General features: G+C 42.3%; 21 protein-coding genes and 1 pseudogene. 13 read left to right on the plus strand and 9 right to left on the minus strand.

Features of this window, described 5'->3' with window-relative positions:
* The first annotated feature begins 152 nt into the window (after window positions 1-152).
* From BLQ81_RS11840 to BLQ81_RS22285, 4 genes are read left to right on the plus strand one after another with little or no spacing between them, the layout of a single operon-like run.
* The gene (locus BLQ81_RS11840; RefSeq protein WP_092730230.1) at window positions 153-1,142 is read left to right on the plus strand and encodes an aspartate-semialdehyde dehydrogenase; all 990 of its coding nucleotides are present in this window, start codon (window positions 153-155) and stop codon (window positions 1,140-1,142) included.
* Window positions 1,142-2,362, plus strand: a complete 1,221-nt coding sequence (locus BLQ81_RS11845) for a class I SAM-dependent methyltransferase (protein ID WP_092730232.1) — start codon at window positions 1,142-1,144, stop codon at window positions 2,360-2,362. Before BLQ81_RS11840 ends, BLQ81_RS11845 begins: the two co-directional genes overlap by 1 nt.
* 34 nt (window positions 2,363-2,396) lie before the next feature.
* A complete protein-coding gene (locus tag BLQ81_RS11850) occupies window positions 2,397-2,969 on the plus strand; it encodes a zeta toxin family protein (RefSeq protein WP_175454222.1) in 573 nt (190 codons plus the stop codon).
* Window positions 2,962-3,135, plus strand: a complete 174-nt coding sequence (locus BLQ81_RS22285; RefSeq protein WP_175454223.1) for a hypothetical protein — start codon at window positions 2,962-2,964, stop codon at window positions 3,133-3,135. Before BLQ81_RS11850 ends, BLQ81_RS22285 begins: the two co-directional genes overlap by 8 nt.
* 6 nt (window positions 3,136-3,141) lie before the next feature.
* Here the strand turns inward: BLQ81_RS22285 and BLQ81_RS11855 are convergent, their stop codons facing one another.
* The 4 genes from BLQ81_RS11855 to carB all read right to left on the minus strand — a co-directional run bounded on the left by BLQ81_RS11855 (window position 3,142) and on the right by carB (window position 9,682).
* Entirely contained in the window at window positions 3,142-4,062 is a 921-nt protein-coding gene (locus BLQ81_RS11855) for a DUF4249 domain-containing protein (RefSeq protein WP_092730236.1), read from the minus strand.
* On the minus strand, window positions 4,062-6,428 hold the full coding sequence (locus BLQ81_RS11860) for a TonB-dependent receptor (RefSeq protein ID WP_092730238.1): 2,367 nt from the start codon (window positions 6,426-6,428) through the stop codon (window positions 4,062-4,064). The genes BLQ81_RS11855 and BLQ81_RS11860 overlap by 1 nt, the downstream gene beginning before the upstream one ends.
* Window positions 6,429-6,580: 152 nt before the next feature.
* Complete coding sequence (locus tag BLQ81_RS11865) at window positions 6,581-6,847, minus strand: DUF4834 family protein (protein WP_092730240.1); 267 nt, start codon at window positions 6,845-6,847, stop codon at window positions 6,581-6,583.
* Between the two features lie 15 nt (window positions 6,848-6,862).
* The gene (gene carB, locus BLQ81_RS11870; protein ID WP_092730242.1) at window positions 6,863-9,682 is read right to left on the minus strand and encodes a carbamoyl-phosphate synthase large subunit; all 2,820 of its coding nucleotides are present in this window, start codon (window positions 9,680-9,682) and stop codon (window positions 6,863-6,865) included.
* Between the two features lie 295 nt (window positions 9,683-9,977).
* Here carB and BLQ81_RS11875 point away from each other — a divergent pair, with 295 nt between their 5' ends.
* Complete coding sequence (locus BLQ81_RS11875) at window positions 9,978-10,649, plus strand: peptidoglycan DD-metalloendopeptidase family protein (RefSeq protein ID WP_092730244.1); 672 nt, start codon at window positions 9,978-9,980, stop codon at window positions 10,647-10,649.
* A gap of 3 nt (window positions 10,650-10,652) precedes the next feature.
* On the opposite strand, the gene BLQ81_RS11880 is transcribed toward BLQ81_RS11875, so the two are convergent.
* Both BLQ81_RS11880 and xerD read right to left on the minus strand, forming a co-directional pair.
* Entirely contained in the window at window positions 10,653-11,300 is a 648-nt protein-coding gene (locus BLQ81_RS11880) for a hypothetical protein (RefSeq protein ID WP_092730246.1), read from the minus strand.
* Window positions 11,301-11,389: 89 nt separating this feature from the next.
* The gene (xerD, locus tag BLQ81_RS11885) at window positions 11,390-12,286 is read right to left on the minus strand and encodes a site-specific tyrosine recombinase XerD (protein ID WP_092730248.1); all 897 of its coding nucleotides are present in this window, start codon (window positions 12,284-12,286) and stop codon (window positions 11,390-11,392) included.
* A gap of 137 nt (window positions 12,287-12,423) precedes the next feature.
* Between xerD and BLQ81_RS11890 the strand changes: the two genes are divergently transcribed.
* The 3 genes from BLQ81_RS11890 to BLQ81_RS11900 all read left to right on the plus strand — a co-directional run bounded on the left by BLQ81_RS11890 (window position 12,424) and on the right by BLQ81_RS11900 (window position 14,125).
* Window positions 12,424-12,906 (plus strand): RNA polymerase sigma factor, encoded by a 483-nt coding sequence (locus tag BLQ81_RS11890; RefSeq protein WP_092730250.1) that lies wholly within the window; start codon window positions 12,424-12,426, stop codon window positions 12,904-12,906.
* Window positions 12,903-13,226: a hypothetical protein gene (locus tag BLQ81_RS11895; protein WP_245693251.1), complete on the plus strand. Its 324-nt coding sequence runs from the start codon at window positions 12,903-12,905 to the stop codon at window positions 13,224-13,226. The genes BLQ81_RS11890 and BLQ81_RS11895 overlap by 4 nt, the downstream gene beginning before the upstream one ends.
* 77 nt (window positions 13,227-13,303) lie before the next feature.
* Entirely contained in the window at window positions 13,304-14,125 is an 822-nt protein-coding gene (locus tag BLQ81_RS11900; protein ID WP_139183622.1) for a Spy/CpxP family protein refolding chaperone, read from the plus strand.
* Window positions 14,126-14,497: 372 nt separating this feature from the next.
* Here BLQ81_RS11900 and BLQ81_RS11910 read toward each other — a convergent pair whose 3' ends face one another.
* Together BLQ81_RS11910 and BLQ81_RS11915 are read right to left on the minus strand one after the other, a co-directional pair.
* Window positions 14,498-14,713 (minus strand): hypothetical protein, encoded by a 216-nt coding sequence (locus BLQ81_RS11910; protein ID WP_092730256.1) that lies wholly within the window; start codon window positions 14,711-14,713, stop codon window positions 14,498-14,500.
* Window positions 14,714-14,772: 59 nt separating this feature from the next.
* On the minus strand, window positions 14,773-16,455 hold the full coding sequence (locus BLQ81_RS11915; protein ID WP_092730258.1) for a DUF885 family protein: 1,683 nt from the start codon (window positions 16,453-16,455) through the stop codon (window positions 14,773-14,775).
* A 660-nt stretch (window positions 16,456-17,115) separates the two neighbouring features.
* Between BLQ81_RS11915 and BLQ81_RS11920 the strand changes: the two genes are divergently transcribed.
* The 5 genes and pseudogenes from BLQ81_RS11920 (at window position 17,116) to BLQ81_RS22740 (ending at window position 22,610) form a co-directional block, all read left to right on the plus strand.
* Window positions 17,116-18,003, plus strand: a complete 888-nt coding sequence (locus BLQ81_RS11920) for an ABC transporter ATP-binding protein (RefSeq protein WP_092730260.1) — start codon at window positions 17,116-17,118, stop codon at window positions 18,001-18,003.
* A 9-nt stretch (window positions 18,004-18,012) separates the two neighbouring features.
* A complete protein-coding gene (locus tag BLQ81_RS11925) occupies window positions 18,013-21,657 on the plus strand; it encodes an ABC transporter permease/M1 family aminopeptidase (RefSeq protein WP_092730262.1) in 3,645 nt (1,214 codons plus the stop codon).
* A gap of 69 nt (window positions 21,658-21,726) precedes the next feature.
* The gene (locus BLQ81_RS11930; RefSeq protein WP_092730264.1) at window positions 21,727-22,029 is read left to right on the plus strand and encodes a DUF6922 domain-containing protein; all 303 of its coding nucleotides are present in this window, start codon (window positions 21,727-21,729) and stop codon (window positions 22,027-22,029) included.
* Window positions 21,984-22,181, plus strand: a pseudogene (locus tag BLQ81_RS23125) (nucleotidyl transferase AbiEii/AbiGii toxin family protein); the annotation flags it as partial. The gene BLQ81_RS11930 and the pseudogene BLQ81_RS23125, both read left to right, overlap by 46 nt.
* Window positions 22,182-22,220: 39 nt before the next feature.
* The gene (locus BLQ81_RS22740; RefSeq protein ID WP_245693252.1) at window positions 22,221-22,610 is read left to right on the plus strand and encodes a nucleotidyl transferase AbiEii/AbiGii toxin family protein; all 390 of its coding nucleotides are present in this window, start codon (window positions 22,221-22,223) and stop codon (window positions 22,608-22,610) included.
* Between the two features lie 134 nt (window positions 22,611-22,744).
* Here the strand turns inward: BLQ81_RS22740 and metK are convergent, their stop codons facing one another.
* The gene (metK, locus tag BLQ81_RS11940) at window positions 22,745-23,998 is read right to left on the minus strand and encodes a methionine adenosyltransferase (RefSeq protein WP_092730268.1); all 1,254 of its coding nucleotides are present in this window, start codon (window positions 23,996-23,998) and stop codon (window positions 22,745-22,747) included.
* Window positions 23,999-24,171: the final 173 nt, after the last annotated feature.

A 24,171-nucleotide genomic window follows, 5' to 3' on the forward strand; every position in this document is an offset into this window, starting at 1 on the left:
TTGAGCACAATCCTGAAAATGAACGTGTAGTCCTTACTTTTGCAATCCAAATTCAATTATAAACCTATGAAATCGAGCAAGGTCCAACTAACACTTGGATGATTTAACTGAGCGAGATTCCATAAGGCCTTTAAAAATCAAATTATAATCTTATGAAACTGGCTGTAGTAGGTGCAACCGGACTGGTTGGCACCGAAATCCTCGAAGTGCTCGCTGAGCACAACTTCCCTTATGACGAACTGCTATTAGTCGCCTCTGAGCGCTCTGTAGGAAAACAGATCGAGTATAAAAGTAAAAAACACACGGTGATCGGTCTGGCCGAGGCAGTGGCAGCCAAACCTGAAATAGCCATCTTCTCTGCCGGCGGAAGCACTTCCCTGGAGTGGGCTCCAAAATTTGCAGAAGTGGGTACTTTCGTTATCGACAACTCTTCGGCATGGAGGATGGACCCAAGTAAGAAACTGGTTGTTCCCGAAATCAACTCAAAGGAAATCACTGCCACAGATAAAATCATTGCAAACCCAAATTGCTCTACCATTCAGATGGTACTGGCATTGGAGCCATTGCGTCAGCGTTACGGCATCAAGCGAATAGTGGTCTCCACCTATCAGTCGGTGACAGGTACCGGAAAAGCTGCTGTGGATCAGATGATGGCTGAGCGTGAAGGAAGAACTCCAGACATGGTGTATCCCCATAAGATTGACATGAACGTCCTTCCTCACATTGATGTGTTCCAACCCAATGGCTATACCAAGGAAGAAATGAAGATGATCAATGAGACCAAAAAGATTTTCTCTGATGATACTATTAAAGTAACTGCAACCACGGTTAGAGTACCAACTATGGGAGGACACTCCGAAGCAGTGAATGTGGAATTCAAGGAAGATTTTGACCTGGTGGAAGTAAGAAGTCTTCTGGAATCGGCACCTGGAGTCATTGTACAGGACGACCCTGCCAACTTCATTTACCCCATGCCGATCACAGCACATAAAAAAGACGAGGTATTTGTAGGGCGACTCAGAAGAGACGAATCTCAGGCCAATACATTAAACATGTGGATTGTGGCTGACAACTTAAGAAAGGGCGCAGCAACCAATGCCGTACAGATAGCTGAATATTTAGTAGAAAAAGGATTAGTATAATGAACCTCAGCGAGGTAAATAGCGCTGAATTCAGACAATTTGTGCAGGATCATCTCAGTGGAGATCCTGCACTTTTGCTTTTTAAATATCAGGGAAAAGTCAATTTTGAGCTAAAGGCCGCCGTACAGCAAATTTCTGCCAGACAAAAAGCTGCCAAAAAACTTCCAGAGTGGATTTCAAATCCTGCTATAATTTTCCCTGCTTCCATCTCCTTGGAGCAAAGTTCATCAGAAATTACCGCCAAGCACAAAGCTAAAAACCGTTCTGGGTCATTAATGATCGACTTGACTGGTGGCTTTGGTGTGGATAGTCATTATTTAAGTCATTGTTTTGAGAAGGCCATCTACTGTGAAAGACAACCTGAGCTTTTCCAGATTTCGAAGCACAATCTGGAGCAGTTGGAACCCTCCAAGGGTTCGAAACCCTTGGAGGGTGTGATCAGTAAATTTGAATTTTATGAAGGAGATGGATTGGAATTTCTAAAAAACACCAAACTTCATTTTGACCTGATTTATGCAGATCCGGCGCGAAGAGGAACTGGAAATCAAAAGCTCTACAGGTTGCAGGACTGCGAACCGGATGTGGTCAGTGTTTGGTCAGTATTGAAACAGAAAGCTCACCAGATTTTGCTAAAGGTTTCCCCCATGCTGGACTTGACTCAGGCTTGGAGCGAATTGCCGGACATTCAAAAAATAACCGTCGTATCGGTAAAAAATGAGGTAAAGGAGATTTTACTTTTTTGGGAAAAAGGTAAAGATGGAGCAGAGAGAAAGATAGAGGTTGTGGATTTGGAAAGTAATTTCCCCGCGTTTGAATTTGTGCCGAAAGCGGAAGAAAACGCGATATCCAAGTTTGGAGAAGCAGAAAAATACTTGGTAGAACCTTTAACTGGAATCCTAAAAGCCGGAGCATTCAGCCTTTTCGGAGAGCGATTTGGACTTCGAAAGTTGGAGAAAAACAGCCATCTCTACACTGGAGATTCAATTCCCGATGAAATTCCAGGTCGGGTTTTCCAAATCATCCAAGAGATTTCACCCAAAAAGCAGGAAATGAAATCCCTTTTCCCATCAGGTAAAGTCAATATTATTTGCCGCAACTATGTCACAGGAGCGGAAGACCTGAAGAAAAAATTGGGCTTAAAAGACGGAGGAGAGGACTTTTTAATAGGAACTAAAACCGGAAGCGGATATAAGGTATTTTGGTGTAGGAGAGTTAATTAGTAGAATTCGGAAATTTTCATGAATTTCATATATCATGCAAAAGCGACTTTTCATCATAGCAGGGTGCAATGGGGCAGGAAAAACTACTGCTTCATTTAGAATTCTTCCTGAACTATTGAATTGCAGGGAATTTGTCAATGCAGATGAAATCGCACGGGGGATTTCTCCTTTCCAACCAGAAAAAGTTGCACTGGAAGCAGGCAGAATCATGCTTTCACGAATGCAAGAATTAATTGAGAAAGGTGAGGATTTTGCATTTGAGACGACACTAGCTACGAAGTCTTATTTAGGGTTTATTGAAAAGGCTCATCAAAAAGGTTATTTTGTTTCTTTAGTTTTCTTTTGGTTACAATCGCCAGCTTTGGCAATTGAAAGAGTCAAAACTAGAGTAAGAGAGGGTGGCCATAGTATTCCAAAAGAGGTAGTTATAAGGAGATATTCTAGAGGAATTCAAAACCTTTTTAAACTCTTTTCCCAAAAAGTTGATTACTTAGCCATATTCGATAATTCAAATACAACACCAGAATTAATTGCAGAGGAGAAAAATGGCTTACGAATTTTCCATCAGGAAAAATTTAATTTACTAAAATCTTTATCCTATGAGTGAAGCTGAAATCAACATATTGGCAGACAAAATCAAAAATGCTGTTCTCAATTCTGAGGAGGATTTTCTTAAAATGAAGAAAAAGTTGGGACAGAAAATTGTAACCCAAATCGACGGGAAAATTGTGACTCGATCACCAGACTACTTTTTGAAAAAATTAAAAAAGTGAAGTTGATCACTCCTCCAAGAGGATTTTCAAGATTTTTGTGTCAGTATTTCGTGCTTTCAAAATCCCCATTCCATTTTTAATATTAGTGTAGACCAAGACAGGCTGTGACAGAAAATCTCCCCTATTATAGTTCTGAAGTCCCACGGTCTCTTCATATCGATAATATGACTCGGAAACATGCGAAAGATTAATTGTCACCTCTAAGTCATAATCTCTAGGGAAAGTAGATCTAAACACTATCTCCGAATCCTTTCCGGAAAGCAAAACGTCATCGAATAATAAACCACTGTAAGTCCATGAATCACGTTGGTAAGCAGGATTAACCGGCCTTGGGTAAAGATCTCCTGAGTAAAAACTATTCGCTTGAGTGGTACTAGGCCCATAAAATCGCCCTTTCAATTCATAAAAATTCTTCCCAGGCAGGTCATCAAATTTCACGGTAAACTCAAGCAAATCTTGGCTTGTAAAAGACTCAACTGGACCTAAGTTTCGATAAGATATTTCTTTGATCGCTATTGGTTCGGGAAATTGAACCTCCCCACTTATTGGTTTAAACCCCTCACTTTCTGCAAGAATTTCATATCGTTCATTATCCTTAAAGTCATACCCTGCCAAATAGTAATAAGCGAAAGATTCAATTGGATTACTTTTGTCTATAAAAGCAAATGGAAAAATGGCTCCAGATTCGTTTTTAAGGAATACTTTTCCACCCTTCACATATTCGAAACCATCGTATTCTCTTCCTTCCAAAATCCCTCTACTTTTCGTCAGGTAAACACGAATCGTATCTGAGTTTTCAAGAAGCGAATTCATCACCAATCGAGGTTCCTGTCCGGGTAGTTCCACTTCCAAAAACCGCTCACATCCCCAAATGATCGAGAGAAGAAGTACTAATGGTATGCTGCTTTTAATTCTATTCGTCATCATTAAAATGTAAATCGGTAAGAGGCTGAAGGCACAATCGGGAACAAGCTGAATTGCCTCAATTGATTCCTCTGTAAGTCATAATTGTAGCTGATATCCATAAAGAATGGATTCAACCTGCTGTAGACATTATAAATAGACACATTCCAGGTGCGCTTGCCCCATTTTTTTTCTTTATGAAAATTGATTCCCAAATCCATTCTGTGGTAGCTTCTCATCTGGAAATTATTCCTAGACTCGAAGTAATCTACGTACAGGCCGCCAAAGCGCGTAAAACCATCAACTATAACACTTGTAGCATGTTGGTAGCGCTGGGTAGGTACCGTGATAAAATTACCGGTTCCAAAAACCCAGGTTCCTGATAGATCAATCCGATCTGACAATTGATGAACTGCCGTTACACTGATGTCATGTCTTCGGTCGTATCGAAATGGAAACCAATCCCCAAAATTGATGTCATCAAATCTGCGCTCTGTTTTGGATAAAGTATAGCCAACCCAGCCAGTGGTTTTTCCTATTTTCTTTTGCAAAAGCACTTCCAGCCCATAGCTTCTGCCTTCTCCTGATGACACCTTATCCTGCCAATCAGAAGTGGTATTCAGAAATGAAGCACCGTCCTGATATTCGATGACACCCTGCATATCCTTGTAGTAACCCTCCACACTTAACTCAAGTCCATATCCCAACTTCCTGAAATAACCCGCTGCTACCTGCCAGCTTTCCTGTGGACCAATTCGATCGGTTGAAGGCACCCAAAGATCAGTTGGCAAGCCAAGTCCTGCATTGGTCAGCAAATGGATAAACTGGGCCATCTGTACGTATGAAACCTTAATCGAGGAATTGGGATCCAATAAATATCGAGCAGTAAAGCGTGGCTGCAGAAAAGTATAAGTCTTCACATCTGCCAAAAAACCTGAAAAATGTACCCCAACATTGAACTTGAATCGATCTCCAACTGAAAAATCATCTTCCAGGTAGAGGGACATTTCTTGGCTATCAGATGGAGTTCCTCCTTCTCTGACTTCAGGCCTTTGATTCTCTTTGGAAGCAAATACTCCCGGAGTGAATCGATGATTGATCCACATTCCGCCCCAGCGGATGTAGTGCGCTGGGTTTGGAATAAAGTCAAAGTCCGCTTTTACAGCGACATCACGAATCCCCGAGAAATAATCTGAAGAATAGAATTCTTGTTGAGGTTCTCCACCTTGACTTGGAATAAAACTACTCTCGTAATCAGAGAAAACCCTGAATTTGTATTGGGTAAACGTACCTGTGAAATTGGCAAATAATCGCTGATTAAAGATGTGATTCCATCGTACCGCTGCAATGTTGTTTCCCCAACCCAAGCCGGCTTCTTCCTCGCTCACATTCACTCCGTCAGTTCTATTCCAAGTATTTTTGTATTTCGAATAGCCGACATCCTGTCCTCCATAATAACTGAGATAAAGGCGATTTTTCTTGTCAAAAATGTGATTCACTTTGGCATTGAGATCATAAAAGAAGTACCCGACATCTTCATTCCCCCCGGTCGATTTTCGGATTATAGGCCTCGCAATCATATCCAAGTAAGTTCTCCTTCCGGAAAACAAGAAAGAAGTTTTATCCTTTTTGATAGGGCCTTCAAGCGTGATTTTCGAAGCAATCAACCCAATACTTCCTTCTCCTTTGAATTCCTTCATATTTCCTTCTTTCATGGAAATATCGATTACCGACGAAAGCCGCCCCCCAAATCTGGCAGGAAATCCACCTTTGATCAGCTCCACATTGTTGATAGCTCCGTCATTGAAAACCGAAAAGAAACCGAATAAATGTGAAGCATTATAGACAGGTACACCATCCAACAATATCAAATTTTGATCTGGGCTTCCTCCTCTTACATACAAGCCTGATGTACCCTCAGATCCAGACTGCACACCAGGAAGGAGTTGGATTACTTTGAAAATATCTACCTCACCCATCAGCGCGGGTAGGTTTTTGATTTCACGAAGAGGAATATTAATGGCTCCCATCTGTGTACTCTCCTGAATGGGATCTGATCGCTCTCCCTCTATGACTACTTCCTTGAGTAGACCTGAAGGCCTCAACTCCACGGTTATGAGTGTATCTTTTTGCAGTTTCAGAGATAGCAATTCAGGCTCATAGCCCACATAGCTGAAAACCAACTCTACTTCTTTTTCAAATGAGGAGTAACTGAAAAACCCATAATTATTTGTGATGGCACCTTTTTGGTTTTTCTTATCAAAAATATTAACTCCAATTAGGGTTTCACCTGTATCACCATCTTTTACTGTACCACTGATTGAGATTTTTTGAGCAAAAAGGCTTAGCGAAAAAAAACTCAGGGAGATTGTTAATAAAAATATTCGCATTGGCAATCAACTTATTTTTTGGCGAAGATACTAGAAGAAAGGAGAGTTAGAAATAATAGTGCGGATGGATTCTCTAAAAGAGGTTAAAACTGATTGTTTATGGAGGTAATTAGGGGCTGATCATTTGACCAAAAAATAAAAAAAGTGAAGGATTATTCCTTCACTTCTTCAAAATCGACGTATTCTCCGCCTTCGATGTCTTTTTTTCGTTTTTCGATTTCCTCACGAGGAATGAAATCCACATTCACCGAATTCTTGGATCTTGAAGCTTGCTGCTGAGCGCGTCTTTCTTCCATTGCGGCTTCATTGACTTGCCTCGCAAATTTTGCAAGCTTGGTGCGAAGGAAATAGCGGATGAGTTGGCCCAAAAGCCAACCCACGCCAAGAAGAATAATTACAAATTTTAATAGTCCACCCATTAATTTTTTCCGATTTTATCTGCTTAAGTAGAGGTTTCGCTCTGCATAGATTTTCAAGAAATAATCATCCATCAAGTCATCAATAAAATAAATCGCCTCTCCGGTTGATTTCATTTCAGGCCCCAACTCCTTATTTACATTCGGGAATTTATGAAAAGAGAACACGGGTTCCTTGATGGCATAACCTTTTTTCACAGGTTTGAATTCAAAGTCGGTCACCTTTTTCTCCCCCAGCATCACCTTTACGGCATAATTGACATAAGGTTCCTGATAGGCTTTGCAGATAAATGGTACGGTACGGGAAGCTCTTGGATTGGCTTCAATGATGTACACCTTGTCATTTTTAATCGCAAATTGGATATTGATCAAGCCTACTGTTTTCAAAGCCAAGGCAATTTTCTTGGTATGAACCTCGATTTGCCGCATCACTAAGTCGCCCAAATTGTATGGAGGTAATACTGCGTAAGAATCGCCTGAGTGAATACCTGCAGGCTCAATGTGCTGCATGACACCGATGATGTAGACATTTTCTCCATCACAAATCGCATCAGCTTCTGCTTCAATTGCATTTTCAAGAAAATGATCGAGCAGAATCTCATTATTTGGTATATCTCTTAAGACATTGACTACATGCTGTTCGAGCTCTTTCTCGTTGATCACAATCTTCATTCCCTGTCCTCCCAATACATAGCTTGGACGAACCAAAAGGGGGAATCCGATCGTCTTGCAAAGTTCCAATGCCTCGTCGGTATTGTGAATCGTGCCAAACTCCGGATAAGGGACATTCAGATCTTTCAAGAGCCTAGAGAATCGGCCTCTGTCTTCAGCCAGATCCAATGCTTCGAAGCTGGTTCCTATGATCTTGATTCCGTACTTATCCAGCTTTTCCGCCAGTTTCAAGGCAGTCTGACCTCCAAGCTGAACGATGACGCCTACCGGGTTTTCATGTAGGATTATCTCGTAAATGTGCTCCCAGAATACCGGCTCAAAGTAAAGTTTATCTGCGATATCAAAGTCCGTGGAAACAGTTTCCGGGTTGCAGTTGATCATGATGGTCTCATAGCCGCATTCTTTGGCTGCCAAAACTCCATGCACGCAAGAGTAGTCAAACTCGATGCCTTGACCGACACGATTTGGACCGGAGCCCAAAACCACCACTTTTTTCTTATCCGATCTTACAGATTCATTTTCTTCACCGAAGGTCGAGTAATAATAGGGTGTCTTGGCTTCAAATTCAGCCGCACAGGTATCTACAATTTTGTACACGCGCTTGATTCCCATTTCATCATATCGCTTGTTGAAAACCTCGCTTTCAAGGCAATCCAACAAATGTGCAATCTGACGATCTGCATAGCCTTTCTTTTTGGCCTGATCCATTACCTCAAATGGAATGGTATCAATTTTATATTTTGAAACCTCATTCTCAAAATGAATCAACTCCTCAATCTGTCGAAGGAACCACTTGTCTATTTTCGTAAGATCGTGGATCGTGCGGAAAGAAATTCCAAGCTTAAAGGCATCATAAACATGAAATAGTCTGTCCCAACTTGGATTGGCCAAGGAGTAGAGGATTTTATCCTGGTCTTTTAGCTCTTTGCCATCAGCACCCAGTCCGTTTCGCTTGATCTCAAGTGACTGACAGGCTTTTTGTAAGGCTTCTTGGAAGTTTCGCCCGATGCCCATCACTTCCCCGACAGACTTCATGGATAATCCAAGCTTTCTGTCAGACCCTTTGAACTTGTCAAAGTTCCATCGCGGGATCTTTACGATCACATAGTCGATCGTAGGCTCAAAAAATGCAGAGGTAGTCTTGGTTATTGAGTTGCTCAACTCGTCCAGATTGTATCCGATGGCAAGCTTTGCAGCGACTTTGGCTATTGGGTATCCGGTAGCTTTGGAAGCCAGAGCAGAAGATCTCGATACGCGTGGGTTGATCTCGATACCGATGATGGTCTGATTATCGGGACTCACGGCAAACTGCACGTTACAGCCACCGGCAAAATTCCCGATACTGTTCATCATGGTGATCGCATAATTTCTCATGCGTTGATAAACCGTATCCGGTAAAGTCAATGCCGGAGCGACAGTGATCGAATCTCCTGTATGTACGCCACAAGGGTCAAAATTTTCGATGGAACAGATCACGATCATGTTCCCGATATTGTCCCGCATCACTTCGAGCTCGTACTCTTTCCAACCCATGATGCTTTGCTCGATCAGCACCTCATGAACCGGAGAAGCCTGAAGTCCTGCAACTAGGTATTTTTCGAAGTCTTCCTCTTTCTCCACAAAAGCACCACCAGCACCACCAAGAGTATAGGAAGCACGGATAATCAATGGAAAACCAATCTCCTGAGCGATTTCTTTGCCTTGAAGGAAAGAGGTGGCAGTATCACCTAGGCAAACTCCAACGCCAATTTCTTCCATCAGCGCTTTGAATTTTTCTCGATTTTCGGCGGTATCAATCGCAGCGATATCCACACCGATCATCTTGACTCCAAATTTGTCCCAAATACCTGCTTTATCGCAGTCAATGGCAAGATTCAAAGCTGTCTGACCGCCCATAGTAGGAAGTACAGCATCAATGTCGGGATGAGCTGTCAGGATTTTTTTGATGGAATTCTTATCCAATGGAAGCAGATACACATTGTCAGCGGTAACCGGGTCGGTCATGATCGTGGCCGGATTGGAATTGATCAGTGTGACAATGATGCCTTCTTCGCGAAGTGAACGTGCCGCCTGAGAGCCTGCATAGTCGAATTCGCAAGCTTGACCGATGACGATGGGACCTGAACCGATGATGAGAACGTGCTTGATGCTACTGTCTTTTGGCATTTCGAGGTGGGATAGGGAGAGAGAATACTTACGTCCAAATTGGCGCAAAATTAGAAAAATAATCGGAAGGGGAAAGGGAATAACAGAATTAAGACATAAGAAACAAGACTCAAGACATTGATTAAAGAAATAATAACTATAAAAATTTGACTTAAAAAGTCTTAGAGCTTATATCAGAAAGTTAAAAGGAGTTCATGAAAATTTTGAAACCAGTAGGATAAATTTTTAAAAAGCCTGTCTAAAATCTTATGTCTTTATACTTAGTTCTTTCGCCTTACACCCTATTTTTGGCCTTATGAACTTGAATAAATTCGATTTCTACGCGATAATGGGAGAAAGCCTTTCTTTTGAAAACACCCTAAAACTTGATTTTACAGAGGGGAATCATGAATTGAAACCAGTCGATCTTTCAAAAACTGAAGTTTTTAATCAGTACGTATTCAATCAGCTGAGGCAGAAAAACAAAAAATACGGAATCGGAGGCTACCTTGAAAAACGGGCAATCTACCGGAGAAGTGAAGTCTTTGCGACAGCAGCAGCGTTTAGAAACATTCATCTGGGTGTTGACATTTGGACCGAAGCAGGCGCTCCCGTATTCGCTCCGATAGACGGAATGATTCACAGTTTTCAGGACAATGCCGGATTTGGAAATTATGGACCAACGATCATTTTGGAGCATGAGCTTGATGGGAAAAAGCTCTTTTCACTCTATGGACATCTTTTTCAAAAAGACTTAGAAAAGCTGGAAGTAGGTAGAAAAATTAAGGCAGGAGAAAAGCTTTGTCACGTCGGCCCTTTTCCAGAGAACGGGGATTGGCCTCCACATTTGCATTTTCAATTGATGTGGGATTTGGGAGAAAATTGGGGAGATTATCCGGGTGTAGCAGCTGAGAAAGAGTTGGAATTCTATCAGAGGAATTGCCCTGATCCGAATTTGATTTTGAGGTGTTCTTGTTTGGATTCTTGATTTTCAGTTGACCGAACAAGCACATTGTTTAGTAAGGAAGTCGACTCCCTTTGCTACACCTTTTTGAATTACTCCTGAAATAGTCGCAAAATTCCAATAATCCAAGCCTCCATCTTTGTCGGGTTTGCTGAAGCCTGAATTTTTGGAAACTACTGTATTGTCTGAGACGATTTCTCCTGAAGAAACTTCAATAAGAGCAATCCTAAGTATTGCACTCACTTCCATATCAGGAACCGGATCAAGTGCAAAAGCTTCTTGTTCGGTCTGATAGGACCAACCTTCTCCTTCCCGAGTGGACCCTAATGAAAGGCCCAAAAGGTAGGAATAGCCTAGTTCAAATTGGATTTTAGCTCGTTGGAACGGATCGTTTAAGTCCTGGATTCCGGCTTTGAGTAACTCATAATCGAGTTGGTCATAAAGCTCAATTCGATCATATCCTTTTGCTTTTAAGTCAGAAAGAATCTGCCGCTCAAGTTGGTTTTTCTGAGCAACGCTGAGTTGCCGGAAACTCGGTTCCCAAGCTAGAGGCAGTAACAAAATACCATCTTCTGGATTGAGACAGACGGTGCAACTACGAGTAGTGTAGATTTTGGAATTGGTGCAGGAGGCTAAAAATAAAAGGGAAAGTAGAAGGATAATCAGCTTTTTCATCAATGAGATTTTAATTAACCAAAGACGATTATAGGTGATTTAGGTTTTTCAAAAAATCCGAAATCCGATATCCAAAGTCCGAAATCTGCTCACTTTCTCGGGTGAAAATCTGTTAGCACCTGCCTCAGGTAATCCCGATCTAGGTGCGTGTAAATCTCCGTCGTGGTGATGCTTTCATGACCGAGCATTTCCTGTACGGCTCTCAAATCAGCTCCTCCTTCGATCAAATGAGTGGCAAAGGAGTGCCGGAACGTATGCGGGCTGATGTTCTTTTTGATTCCGGCTTGCTCAGCCGTCTTTTTAATAATCAGAAAAACCATCACCCGGGTCAGTTTTTGGCCGCGGCGATTTAAGAAGACAAACTCCTCATGACCCTTTGTAGGAGTTTGATGTACCCGGACTTCCTCCTGATAGATCCTGAGATACTTTAAGGCATCCTTCCCAACAGGGACCAAGCGTTCCTTATTTCCTTTTCCCACCACTTTGAGAAATCCTATTTCGGTAAATACCTGGCTCTTTTTCAGTTCTACCAACTCACTGACCCGTAAGCCGGAACTGTAGAGCATCTCCAGCATGGCCCGGTTGCGATGGCCTTCTGACTCGCCAAGTGGAATTGCTTCCAGTAAAAGTTCGATCTCCTGAAAACTTAAAGTGTCAGGAAGTTTTCTGCCAAGTTTGGGGGCTTCAAGAAGTTGGGCAGGATCTTCTTTGATTTTGTCCTCATACATCAGAAAGCGGTAGAAAGCTTTGATGCCGGAGATAATCCGTGCTTGGGAAAAAGCCGAAATCTCCAAAGCCGCCAAGGCATTGACAAATCTGCGAAGATGCTCCAACTCCATTTCCAAAGGACTTTTTCCCACAAATTCTTTTTCTGCAAAAGCTGCCAACTTCTCCACATCCCGGGTGTATGCCTCGATGGAATTTTCGCTGAGCGATCGCTCAAGCTTGAGGTAATGTCGGAATCGGCGGATAAGTTGAGGCCACATGGAGGAGTTGCAAAGTTGTAATGTGGTAAAGTTGCAAAGTTGCCACAACCTTACAACCTTTCAACTTTACAACCTTCCAACTTTTTTTTGGAACCCTTGTCATATAAATCCCCCACTTCTTCGATTAAGTAGTGTAAATGAACCGAAACCAGCTCGAAACTTTACTCCGACAGCACCATCGAGAAGCCTACCTATGGGCAAGACAATGCTGTGGATTTGACGGAGAGTCGGCCAAGGATGTGATCCAACTGGTATTTCTGAAAATTCTGGAAGGAAAAGCTAAGTTGAGAGAGGACCGAAATGCAAAAACCTGGCTGTTTTCCATTATCCGATTTACTGCAATAGATGAGTTGCGGAAGGCGGGGAAATGGGAAAGCCTGGAAAATGAGGTTGAGGTAGCTTGGGAAGAAGCTGAATCGGACGAGGTCAATTACGAGGCACTCATCCGCAGACTTCCAAAAATGCAGCAAGAAGTGATGCTGATGATTTTCTACCACGGTATGACCCTGGAACAGACGGCCGAGGTACTACAGCTGCACATCGGCACCGTGCGAACGCATTACGAGCGTGGAAAAAAGAGATTGAAAGAGTGGATTGAAAAAATAAGAATAGAGAAATGATACGAGACGAATCAGAAAAAGAATTACTTCTTTTCTTTCAGGAGATGAAGGAAAAAGACCTTGAAATCCCAACTCCGGACTTTCCGGAAGTGGCAGAGGCAAGGACTATTAATTGGTGGATTCCGTTGGGAATTGCTGCTTCACTGCTGCTAGGATTTTTCCTATTCCCGAAGCAAGAGAGCAGTCCCGAAGCGCCTGTAGATGTGATCATCATCACACTGAAGCAAGATGTAAATCAAGAGCAACAAATTCTCATTGAAGAGAAAACTTATTTAGAAACTTGGGAGTCGCCGACTTCATCATTATTAGCCGAATACTGATGTAGATGGAAGACCGTAGACCGAAGAAAACTAAACCAACTTATTATTAAAACACAAACCTGATAAACTGAAAAATTATGATAAAACGAACCCTTTTCCTGCTCTTTTTCCTAACTGCAAGTCTTGCCAATGCGCAAGACATGTTTCAGGAATACCTATACTCTGCTGACCTAGTCATGAAAAACAGAGATAAAATCTCCTTGACCGATGATCAGGCAAATAAAATCAAAAAAATCCACAGCACAAACGCCGCTGATTTCAGCACGCTGAAATGGGATTTGGACGCCGAAACTGCAAAGCTTAAAAAGCTCTTGGCTCAAACCAAACCTGATCCGACGGCCGTTTCCAAGCAAATGGACCTAGTCCTGAATCTGGAAAATCAACTGAAGAAAAAGCAGCTTTCCACATTGGTAGCGATTAAAAATGAGCTGACTGAGAATCAACAAGCAACTTTAAATTCTTCAAAAAAGTGGACAGTTTACGGTACTACTAATATACCTTCAAACATTTCCCCAACTCTTCAATCCACTAGCCCAAAATATAGAGTGGGAACGGGTCCAAATGTCAAAGGAATTGCCTCAGTGAAAGGAACCAGTCACGGAGTTTTTACCAGCAAAGTAAGCCCTGAGGGTGATGTAACAATTTTCCCAGATGGAGGTAAAATTTACTTTCAGCCAGACCCGGATAAGGAGAATACCAATCCAATTTACTATATAAAAAACAAAAATGGATCTTTTGAACAATTGTTTGATGTACAAAGTGTTGATCCAAAAAACATAGAAAGCCTTGAAGTCCTAAAAGGTGAAACAGCTTCGATTCGCTTTGGAGAAAAAGGTAAAAACGGAGTTATTATTTTTACACTGAAAGACAAAAAAGACGAGTCCCCTACAGAAAATTAAATCTTCATAATGGTTAAGTTTAAACAGAAAAGGAGGCTGATTTTCGGCCTCCTTTTTTTTATGATTTCATCCTAGTGGGATTCATTTTGGTTGGGAAAAAATCGGTGACAGTAACTTTTTGAGTTAATTCATCTACAAAAAACAAAATCTTAAGTTCAAAATTTCTAGAAGCTCGAAATAGCAAAAACCTTACTTTTTTTGGATCCTCGACAAAAGTCTTCTCCCTTGAACTACGATGCGGTTGATATTGTAGCGTTTCAACTTTCTCAAAAATTTCAAAGTCAATCTCGAAAACTCGATTTCGACTAAAGTTTGAATTTAGATACGGATAAACTTCATTTTGGTACCTTAAAATGGCCGACCGTGTGAATATTATTTCATATCTCGTTCCTTCCACCATTTTTCATTCATATGTTTAAATTCTTCCAATGAATGAACCCTCCCTTCTTTAATATCCTCCAAAGATTCTTGGAATCTTGCCTCCATTTCTTCTTGGATCATTAAATCCTCAATCCTTTCCAAGGTTGCGGTTTTTTCAATCTTCATCACTCGTTGGATAAGATTCAGCTTGAGTTTTTCTGCGTTCACAGGATTACCATTTAAAATTGAGAACTAGTCGAATTTACGTTTTTTTCTTCAAAGCTGTTTCAATCCAAAAACCTCCAGCTCGTCTTATGGTCCTTATCCAGTGGCTTGCCCGTAACTTTCGCTCTCAGAATCTCGATCGGCATCGCATTTTGGGACATGATCAGGTCGTGAAACTCCTTTTCAGCCATCTTACCGCCATCCACCATTTCAGCTCTCAGGGAATAGATTTCCAAAGCTCCGATCATATAAGCGATCTGGTAAAGTGGCCCGTAGCTTCCTTCAAATGAACGTCTGACCTCTGCCTCGGCATTGGCCACTTCGTGTCCCACTTTATCCACCAACAGATCAATGCACTGCTGCGGAGTCATTTTGCCCAGGTGATAATTCAGGGAGAAAATAATCCGTGCACAGCGGTGCATTCTCCAGAAGAGCATGCCCACTTTGTCCTTGCCATCCCGAGGAAAGTCCCGATCCCACAGCACAAACTCCCAGTACAGTGCCCAGCCTTCTGTCCAAAAGGGTGTGCCAAACATTCTGCGATGCGTCATCACCCGCTGATTCATAAACTGCTGCAAATGATGACCGGGGATCAATTCGTGCTGTACTGTAGCTCGGGAAAAATGCGGGTTGTTTCCACGCATGGACATCATTTTCTCCTCATGGCTCATTTCGGAAGTTGGGTAGGAAATCTGAATCACTTCACCGCCCAAGAAGAACGGACTTACCCGCTGCCGTTCGGCAGAAATCATGGTCGTTCTCCAGGTTTCTTTGGCCAATTCAGGCACAGTAATCCAGTCATTTTTCTCCATGATTTCGATTGCTTCTTCTCCCAATCTCGCCACTTCCTCCGGCCAAGCTCCGGCTGGCAAGTAAGTGTTTTTCACCATCTCCAAAGCCGCTTTCCAATCATTTCCAAAACCAAGTTCATTGGAAGCTTTGAGCATTTCTTTTTCACACCAAGCAAACTGCTTTTCTGCTTCTGCAATCAATTCCACCGGAGAATACGCGATCATTTCGAATGCCAATTGCTTTTCCAAAGCCTCTCTGCCAATCGGTTTTCCGATGATTCCGCTTCCATCGTCTTTGACTGAATTGGTGTAGTGTTCGCGCAGTCCTTTGGCATACGCTTTCATACTTGCATCCAGTTTTTTCCAAGGCTCAGGCATCCACCAGGTGAATTCAGGATCATAGTCGAAGTAAAAATCGTAGGCTTCTTTGGTCACTCGATTTAGACTTTCCACAGCAGATGCCGCTAAGTCCGCTTTTTGCCATGAATCATATTTTGCTGAATTGGATAAAGCTTTCAATTGAGTATCAACTGATTTGGAAACCTGATTCCAGGTGTCCGCCAATTCCTGGGCGTTGGGTTGTTTAGCTCTTCGGCGAGCAGTCACAAAATCCTCCAAAGGCTTGCCGAAAGCAATCACGGCCTGAACTTCAGAAAAAGCCCGCTTCTCCAAGTCTAAGGTTGCCAATTCCTTTTCCAGGTAATTGCGAAAAAGTACATAATCGATCTTGCCGTCTTCCGAAAGCGCATCATAGTTGTGAGCTTGAAGGCTTTTCAAATAATCCTGATTGAAAGATTCCATTCGGGCGAAATACTCTGTGGAAAGCCGATTGGTGTACAATCTGGAAAGTGCTCCCCGATCCGCCTGATAAGTGGTGATGAGATTGACTAGCTCTGTGGCCTCTGCCAAAAACGAACAAAAAAGAAGGAATAATAAAGGCACTATTTTTTTCATTTTTCTTAAACCGGAAAGTGACTGAATATAAACATATTATGATTATCCGCAATTCTACCAGTTTGCTAAAATTGAAATTGCAAAAAGCGGATAATCGTCGACAGACGACCGTCCACAGTCCACAGCTCGTCTCATCGGACTTCTATCCTTATTTCCTATGGCTACTGGTAAGAAAGCGGATATACAGAAAACATATAATATTATGGCACTTTAGAAAACTCAAATCATTCCAATGGCAAAACCTTTGTCAAAAAAAAATTACCACATAGACACATAGCTTATAATTCAATAAGTTTTTTCTGGAAATTATTTTTTTAAGGTTAAAAAAAGGAACATTTAAGCCACAGTACTTGGTGGCTCACCTCACGGGAAAAGATATGCAATTTATATTTGGGGGATATGCTTTTCCTCTATGCTTTTCTATGTGACTATGTTGTTAGAAATGGGTTTTCGATTTTACGCTTAGTCTAGAATATATTTCTAAAAAGCCGTGACCATTGGCCAAAAATCAGCATCTAAAGCTAGTAGCCTGCGATTATCCATTTTACAGGAAAGTCTTTAAAACCAATTCCTTATATTCAAAATACAAAAACTGGAAACCACTTTGATTTGCTTTTCCTGATATTCTTTCTTCAATCTGATCCTTTAACCCTTTTATCTATGGAATTAGTCATTAAAAACCTCTCCAAAACCTATTCAAATGGAGTAAAAGCACTAAACGATATTTCTCTCACAGTCCCTCAGGGTATGTTTGGGCTACTCGGACCAAACGGTGCCGGTAAATCCACCCTGATGCGTACCATTGCCACACTTCAGGATGCTGACTTTGGCACAATCACACTGAATGGAATCGATGTCCTGAAAGACAAACAAGCCGTTCGTGAACGATTGGGCTATTTGCCACAGGACTTCGGGCTTTATCCCCGAATCAATGCGGAAACGATGCTCGACCACATCGCACAGATGAAAGGAATCGGGAAAAAGTCCGACCGCAAAGAACTTGTGGCTTCACTATTACAAAAAGTAAATCTTTTCAAAGACCGCAAAAAAGGCCTCGGTACTTTCTCCGGCGGGATGCGTCAGCGATTTGGGATTGCGCAGGCTTTGGTTGGCAATCCTTCTTTGATCATCGTGGATGAACCTACGGCTGGTTTAGATCCATCAGAACGTAACCGATTTTATAACCTGCTCTCAGAAATCGGCGAAAATACCATTGTCATTCTCTCTACTCACATCGTCGAGGACGTAAATACCCTTTGCTCGAATATGGCCATCATCTGCATGGGCGAAGTACTGATGCAAGGCAAACCCAAGGAAGGGCTTTCTATTGTTCAGGGAAAAATCTACCGAAAAGCGATCGAGAAAAGCGATCTCGAAAAATACCGAAAAGACCATCAGGTAATCTCGACCAAGTTGATCGAGGGAAAGCTGAGTTTGCGAATTGAAAGTGATGAAGACCCGGGAAATGGATTTATGCCAACTCCAGCAGATCTGGAGGATGTGTACTTCAGTTATATTTCCAAAAAGGTTGATCCCATTACTATCTAATCGACGTCTATGTTTAAGGACATCTTTTTATTTGAGCTGAAATACAGGTTCAGCCGTCCGGCTACCTGGATTTACTTCGCCATGCTATTGGTTGTTCCCTTGCTACTGATAGGGTTTGGAAATACCCCCGCATCGGAAAAAGTCTACCACAACTCCCCTATTGTCATTGCCAATCTTTTGGTTTTGGTATCTCTTTTTGGGATTTTGATTGCTTCAGCCGTGATGGGCGTACCGCTTTACCGCGACTTGGAGCATAAGACCGGAAATTTCCTGTTCAGCTACCCGATTGGTAAGTTCGGCTATTTCATGGGTCGGTTTTGGGGGTCATTTGTCGTGCTCTTGTTTATTTCTCTGGGACCATTGCTTGGAATTTATTTGGGAAGTTTGCTCGGCCCCCTCTTTGGAACAGATGCAGATCGCTATGGGCCAAACTCCCTGATTAATTACCTCCATCCCTGGCTTACACTGGTCGTCCCAAACCTTTGGCTAGCAGGTTCACTTTTCTTCGCTCTGATTATTTTCACCCGAAATATCCGATCTATTTACTCCGGGGGCATTGTCATTTTCATTGCATATCTGCTATCTAATTTCCTGGCACAGGATATCGAAAACAAAGATTTGGTTCAGCTTCTTGATCCATTTGCATTAAATTCATTTGATATTCAGACGCGGTATTTGACACCTTTTGAGCAAAACAGTTTCCTGCTTTCTGTGACTGGAAATTTACTTTGGAATAGAGTCATTTGGGTTTCTGTCGGGCTCTTTTTCTTTGTCTCTTCCTATTTCAGGTTCAGTTTTACTTATTTCTTCCAAACTGTTCAAAAGAAACTTTCTGCAAAAACTGACAATGAGACAGCTCCTGTCGGTTTGCTTAAGCGAGTAATGCCAGACTTCACAGCTGATTATCAGTGGAAGAGTTTTATAACCTTGACCAAAATCGAGGTTCAGAATGTCCTGAAAGATGTGTACTTCCGCTCAATTTTACTGGGAGGAATGATCTTTCTTGTACTGGACTTCTGGATTGGAAATACGATTTACAGTGTTTCGAATTTCCCCTCCACTTCCTTTTTGATGGAATACAAAGGCTATGATTATTTGCTGTTTGTATTCATCATCATCGTATTTTTCACAGGAGAGGCTCTGCACCGCGACAAGTCCACGGGCTATTCGGTGATCAATGATACTTTTCCGGTCAAAGACGGAGTGGTGATCGCCTCGAAATTTTTCGGAATGGCCTTCATCTGTTTGGTCTTGACCACACTACCAATCATCGTGGGGATTTTAGTTCAGACTTTCAAAGGCTATTTTGAATACAATATCCCGGTTTATCTGATTGACAGTTATCTGATTTCTCTTCCGGACTTTATTCAGATGGTGATGCTTGTTTTTGCGGTTCACTTGGTCGTCAACAACAAGTTCGCAGGACATGCAGCTGCGATCGGCATTTGGGTAGTCATGATCATTCTGAGAAATTTCGCCAATTACGACTTCAATCTCTTCTTTTTCAGTTACAAGCCGGGATACACCTGGAGCGATATGAACGGCTTTGGGCATTTCGCAGATCCTTTGATCTGGTTCAATATTTATTGGACGGCTTGGGGAATTTTCCTCGTTTTGTTCTTTAGTATTTTCTTCAGCCGTGGGATCGAAGATTCTTGGAAAAGCAGAATTAAGACCGCAAAGTCCAGATTGGGAAATCCTGCACCAAAGTTATCCTTCGCATTTTTAGCTATCGCGCTGCTTACGGGGGCTTATATATATAATTCGGTAGTCTATGAAAACGGCTATCTAACTTCTGATGAAGGGAAAGAGAGGTCAGTGGCTTATGAGCTACAATTGAAAAAATATGACCGAATTCCTCAACCAAAAGCTACCAAAGTCAACATCAAGGCGGATCTATTCCCCATGGAGCGAAATGCCTTCTTTGAAGCGCAGGTTCAGATGGTCAATAAAACAGATAGCCCGATTGATTCCATCCACTTCAACAGTACAAGCTTGACTGATTTTAAGGTATTGCTTGGTGCCGACACACTTCCTTATCGCTTTCCATTGGAATACAAAGCAAGAAAGTTTCAGCTTTTTGGCAAAAAGCCAGAGCGGGAATGGTATAAAATCACTGCATTGCCTCAGACTATGATGCCTGGCGACACACTGGACTTTGTCATCATCAGTGAAAAAACCAATTCTGGCTTTCCAAATTCCGGATATGGTCAAGAACTCATCTACAATGGGACGTTCTTCAGTGGTGGAATTCCGGAAATCGGATATTCTGCCAGTTCTGAAATGAACAGTGATGAAGACCGTAAAAAATACGGACTTCCTCCCAAGCCGGAAGATCTGCCCGAACATCGGGATCCTTATGGACAGCAGACGTTGCTTTTTGCGGACGATGCGGATTTTATCCAATTCGAAGCGGTAGTCAGTACAATTCCAAGTCAAATCGCTGTGGCACCAGGCTACCTCCAAAGAGAATGGGAAGAAAACGGAAGGCGCTATTTCCATTACATTCAGGATACGCCGATTCAGGCCTTTTTCACATTCGTTTCAGCGAAATTTGAGGTGTTGCGAGATGTGGCCTATCTGCCTAGCGGACAGAAAGTGGATCTCGAAATCTTTCACGATCCCAAGCATAAATACAACTTGGATCGCTTTATGGGAGCGTATCAGGACGGAATTACCCACTTCTCTGAGATCTATGGAGACTTTCAATTCCGCCAAATGAGATTGTTGGAGTTCCCCAGGTATTCCACCTTTGCGCAATCATTCCCTAACACCGTTCCATTTGCGGAAAGTTTTGGCTGGGTGGCCAATTTCAAAAGTCCGGATGATTTTGACTATGTGTACTATGTGACTGCCCACGAACTAGCCCATCAGTGGTGGGGTCATCAGATTACACCGAATTATACCCGAGGATCCAATTTGATATCGGAAGCTTTGGCGGAATACTCTGCTCTTATCTTGACCGAACGAAGGTATGGCAAGGATAACATGAAGCGATTCCTCAAGGAGGAACTCGATCGCTACCTGTCTGGAAGATCCAATGAAGGAAAAAAGGAAAACACTTTTATCAACTGTAACCGGCCTTACCAATGGTATTATAAAGGAAGTTTGATACTCTACGGACTTCAAGATCTGATAGGGCAAGATGCGATGAATTCAGCTTTATATGCTTTCAATCAGGAATTTGGACTGAAAGAAACTCCTCCATTCCCCGGAAGCTATGACCTCTATCGGCATCTTGATGCAGTAACTCCTGACAGTCTGAAGTATTATCTCGACGACACTTGGAACAAAATCACACTTTATGACAACAAAGCTGAGGAAGTTCAGGCAAAGCGGATCACAGGAGGCGAATATGAAATCACGCTAAAAGTCAAATCACAAAAGCTCTACGCAGATGAAACTGGTAAGGAAGAAAATGCCCAATACGAATCAGATTACATCGATATTGGAGTTTTTGCAGGAGAGGACAAGGATGAAAATGGACGAACCCGTGTGAATCCATTGTATATCCAAAAGCACAAAATCAAACCGGGGCAATCCACCATCTCAATCAAAGTCAAGGGCGAACCTGTCAAAGCAGGGATCGATCCCTACAACAAACTGATCGACCGACTACCGGATGACAACACCATTTCAGTCGTAATCAAATAAGCTAAAAGCTCCGAAGAAATTCGGGGCTTTTGTTTTGAAAATCCTAAATTTGATCAAATGACCTAGGTGATGGAGCAAAAAGAAAAGCCTGTATTTCACAAGCGCATCTTTTGGGATGTGGATTTTGAAAATCTCGACTATGACAAAAAATACAAGTTTGTCATCGAGCGGGTTTTCGAGCGGGGGGATGTACCCGACATCCGCAACTGCAGAAGGTACTATGGAGACGAACTGGTGGCGGAAGTTCTGCTGAATGCTAAATTTTTATCAGTTATGACTATGTATTTAGCCGCAGCCGTAATTGACAGACCTCTTAAAGATTTCCGATGCTACAAACTCAGACAGTTGAATCCAGAACTCTTTCCCTATTAATAGAGCTTTTCACACTTCCATTCCTTGAGTATTTTGGTCTGGTTGGTGGAACAGCCCTTTCTCTAAAGTATGGTCATCGTCTTTCGATTGATTTAGATTTATTTTCCTTTGAAAAATTCGAAAACGAAAGTTTAATAAGCGAATTAAATAGACATTTTGGAAGTCGACTAGAAATTAGAACTAGCCCTCCATTGTTTGGTATTTTCTGTTTTATCGATGGAGTCAAAGTCGATATCGTCCGACACCCTCACCCATTGATTGGACCGATAGAAACGATCGATGGAATTCGCTTCTTTTCAGATCAAGACATTATGGCTATGAAAATTCAAGCGATTTTGGGCCGGGGGAAAAAGAAAGACTTCTGGGATATTGCCGAACTCCTGAAACACTACACCGTGAGTGATTTTGTCAGAAATCATAAAGCAAAGTATAGCACTCAAAATCTACTAATCTCGATTCCGCAGGTCATGGTGTACTTTCAGGATGCAGATGAGGATGAAAATCCAGTCAGCCTCAAAGGCCAAACTTGGGAGAAAGTACAAAAAGTCATTCAGAATAAAATCGCTGAACACCTTCGGTAAATTGAAGGGTAAGAACCTTCGTCAAGCTTCTATGGATTTCACTTTTGGTTGATTCAGAATTTTCCCCAAAAGGTATGGAAGCAAAAAGCCCCGAATCGCTTCGGGGCTTAATATTATATCCGCTAAAATTCGACTTAAATCCCGAAGGCAGCCTTTACTTGATCTACGAAATCAAGCTTTTCCCAAGTGAAAAGCTCCACTTCTTTGACGATAGCTTCTCTGTATGGAGAGTAAAAGGTCTTTTTCACTACTTCATTTTTCCTGCCCATGTGGCCGTATGCGGCTGTTTCTTCATAGATCGGATTTCTCAGCTTCAATCGCTGCTCAATGGCATAAGGGCGCATGTCGAAAATAGCCTCCACTTTTCTGGCAATTTCACCATCACTCAATTCTACTTTGGCAGTACCATAAGTATTGATGTAGATTCCCATTGGCTTTGCAACTCCGATGGCATAGGATACCTGCACCAAGATTTCGTCAGCCACGCCTGCTGCAACCATATTTTTGGCGATGTGACGCGTTGCATAAGCCGCAGATCGGTCAACTTTCGATGGATCTTTTCCGGAGAAAGCTCCTCCACCGTGTGCGCCTTTGCCACCGTAAGTATCAACGATGATTTTTCTACCGGTCAACCCGGTATCCCCGTGAGGACCACCGATCACAAACTTACCGGTTGGGTTGATGTGGTAAACGATCTCATCCGTGAATAACTTCTGAAGTTCCGGCTTCAATTGAGCTTTCACTCTAGGAATGAGGATATTGATGATATCGGATTTGATTTTTGCCAGCATGGTTTCCTCCTCATCGAAGTCGTCATGTTGAGTAGACACCACGATCGCATCGATTCGCTGAGGCACATTATCGTCGCTGTATTCGATGGTCACTTGAGACTTGGAATCAGGTCTGAGATAAGTGATGTCCTTGTTTTCTCTACGCAACGCCGCCAATTCTTTGAGGATCATGTGGGAAAGATCCAAGGCAAGCGGCATGTAGTTTTCGGTTTCGCTGGTTGCGTAGCCGAACATCATCCCTTGGTCACCTGCGCCCTGCTCCTCAGGATTCTTACGCTCCACACCCTGATTGATGTCAGCGGACTGCTCATGAATCGCAGAGAGAACTCCACAGGAGTTGCCTTCAAACATGTACTCGCTTTTGGTATAACCGATACGGTTGATGACATCACGGGCTATCTTTTGCACGTCAAGGTAAATATCAGATTTGACTTCGCCCGCCAAAAAAACCTGTCCGGTGGTCACGAGAGTTTCACAAGCTACTTTAGAGTTGGGGTCGAAGGCTAAAAAATTATCAATCAGCGCGTCGGAAATTTGGTCAGCGATTTTGTCAGGATGACCCTCAGACACTGACTCTGAGGTGAATAAATAGGCCATATAGCTAGTTTATTGATGCGTTTTCAAAGGAAGTCCAAAAATACGGGAACTGGGGGAAATAAAAAATTGCAATCAGGACTTAAACCGGAATACTTACAATGGTAACTAATCGCTAAAATTTCAGGAGCAAACTGAAAAAATGGATTGGTTTTATCTTGTTTCATTTCTTTAGC

The sequence above is a fragment of the Algoriphagus alkaliphilus genome (genome assembly GCF_900103735.1).
Lineage (GTDB): Bacteria > Bacteroidota > Bacteroidia > Cytophagales > Cyclobacteriaceae > Algoriphagus > Algoriphagus alkaliphilus.

Coding starts and splice junctions, on each gene's coding strand:
- BLQ81_RS11840 (WP_092730230.1), top strand. CDS start 153: ATGAAACTGGCTGTAGTAGGTGCAACCGGACTGGTTGGCACCGAAATC.
- BLQ81_RS11845 (WP_092730232.1), top strand. CDS start 1,142: ATGAACCTCAGCGAGGTAAATAGCGCTGAATTCAGACAATTTGTGCAG.
- BLQ81_RS11850 (WP_175454222.1), top strand. CDS start 2,397: ATGCAAAAGCGACTTTTCATCATAGCAGGGTGCAATGGGGCAGGAAAA.
- BLQ81_RS22285 (WP_175454223.1), top strand. CDS start 2,962: ATGAGTGAAGCTGAAATCAACATATTGGCAGACAAAATCAAAAATGCT.
- BLQ81_RS11855 (WP_092730236.1), bottom strand. CDS start 4,062: ATGATGACGAATAGAATTAAAAGCAGCATACCATTAGTACTTCTTCTC.
- BLQ81_RS11860 (WP_092730238.1), bottom strand. CDS start 6,428: ATGCGAATATTTTTATTAACAATCTCCCTGAGTTTTTTTTCGCTAAGC.
- BLQ81_RS11865 (WP_092730240.1), bottom strand. CDS start 6,847: ATGGGTGGACTATTAAAATTTGTAATTATTCTTCTTGGCGTGGGTTGG.
- carB (WP_092730242.1), bottom strand. CDS start 9,682: ATGCCAAAAGACAGTAGCATCAAGCACGTTCTCATCATCGGTTCAGGT.
- BLQ81_RS11875 (WP_092730244.1), top strand. CDS start 9,978: ATGAACTTGAATAAATTCGATTTCTACGCGATAATGGGAGAAAGCCTT.
- BLQ81_RS11880 (WP_092730246.1), bottom strand. CDS start 11,300: ATGAAAAAGCTGATTATCCTTCTACTTTCCCTTTTATTTTTAGCCTCC.
- xerD (WP_092730248.1), bottom strand. CDS start 12,286: ATGTGGCCTCAACTTATCCGCCGATTCCGACATTACCTCAAGCTTGAG.
- BLQ81_RS11890 (WP_092730250.1), top strand. CDS start 12,424: ATGAACCGAAACCAGCTCGAAACTTTACTCCGACAGCACCATCGAGAA.
- BLQ81_RS11895 (WP_245693251.1), top strand. CDS start 12,903: ATGATACGAGACGAATCAGAAAAAGAATTACTTCTTTTCTTTCAGGAG.
- BLQ81_RS11900 (WP_139183622.1), top strand. CDS start 13,304: ATGATAAAACGAACCCTTTTCCTGCTCTTTTTCCTAACTGCAAGTCTT.
- BLQ81_RS11915 (WP_092730258.1), bottom strand. CDS start 16,455: ATGAAAAAAATAGTGCCTTTATTATTCCTTCTTTTTTGTTCGTTTTTG.
- BLQ81_RS11920 (WP_092730260.1), top strand. CDS start 17,116: ATGGAATTAGTCATTAAAAACCTCTCCAAAACCTATTCAAATGGAGTA.
- BLQ81_RS11925 (WP_092730262.1), top strand. CDS start 18,013: ATGTTTAAGGACATCTTTTTATTTGAGCTGAAATACAGGTTCAGCCGT.
- BLQ81_RS11930 (WP_092730264.1), top strand. CDS start 21,727: ATGGAGCAAAAAGAAAAGCCTGTATTTCACAAGCGCATCTTTTGGGAT.
- metK (WP_092730268.1), bottom strand. CDS start 23,998: ATGGCCTATTTATTCACCTCAGAGTCAGTGTCTGAGGGTCATCCTGAC.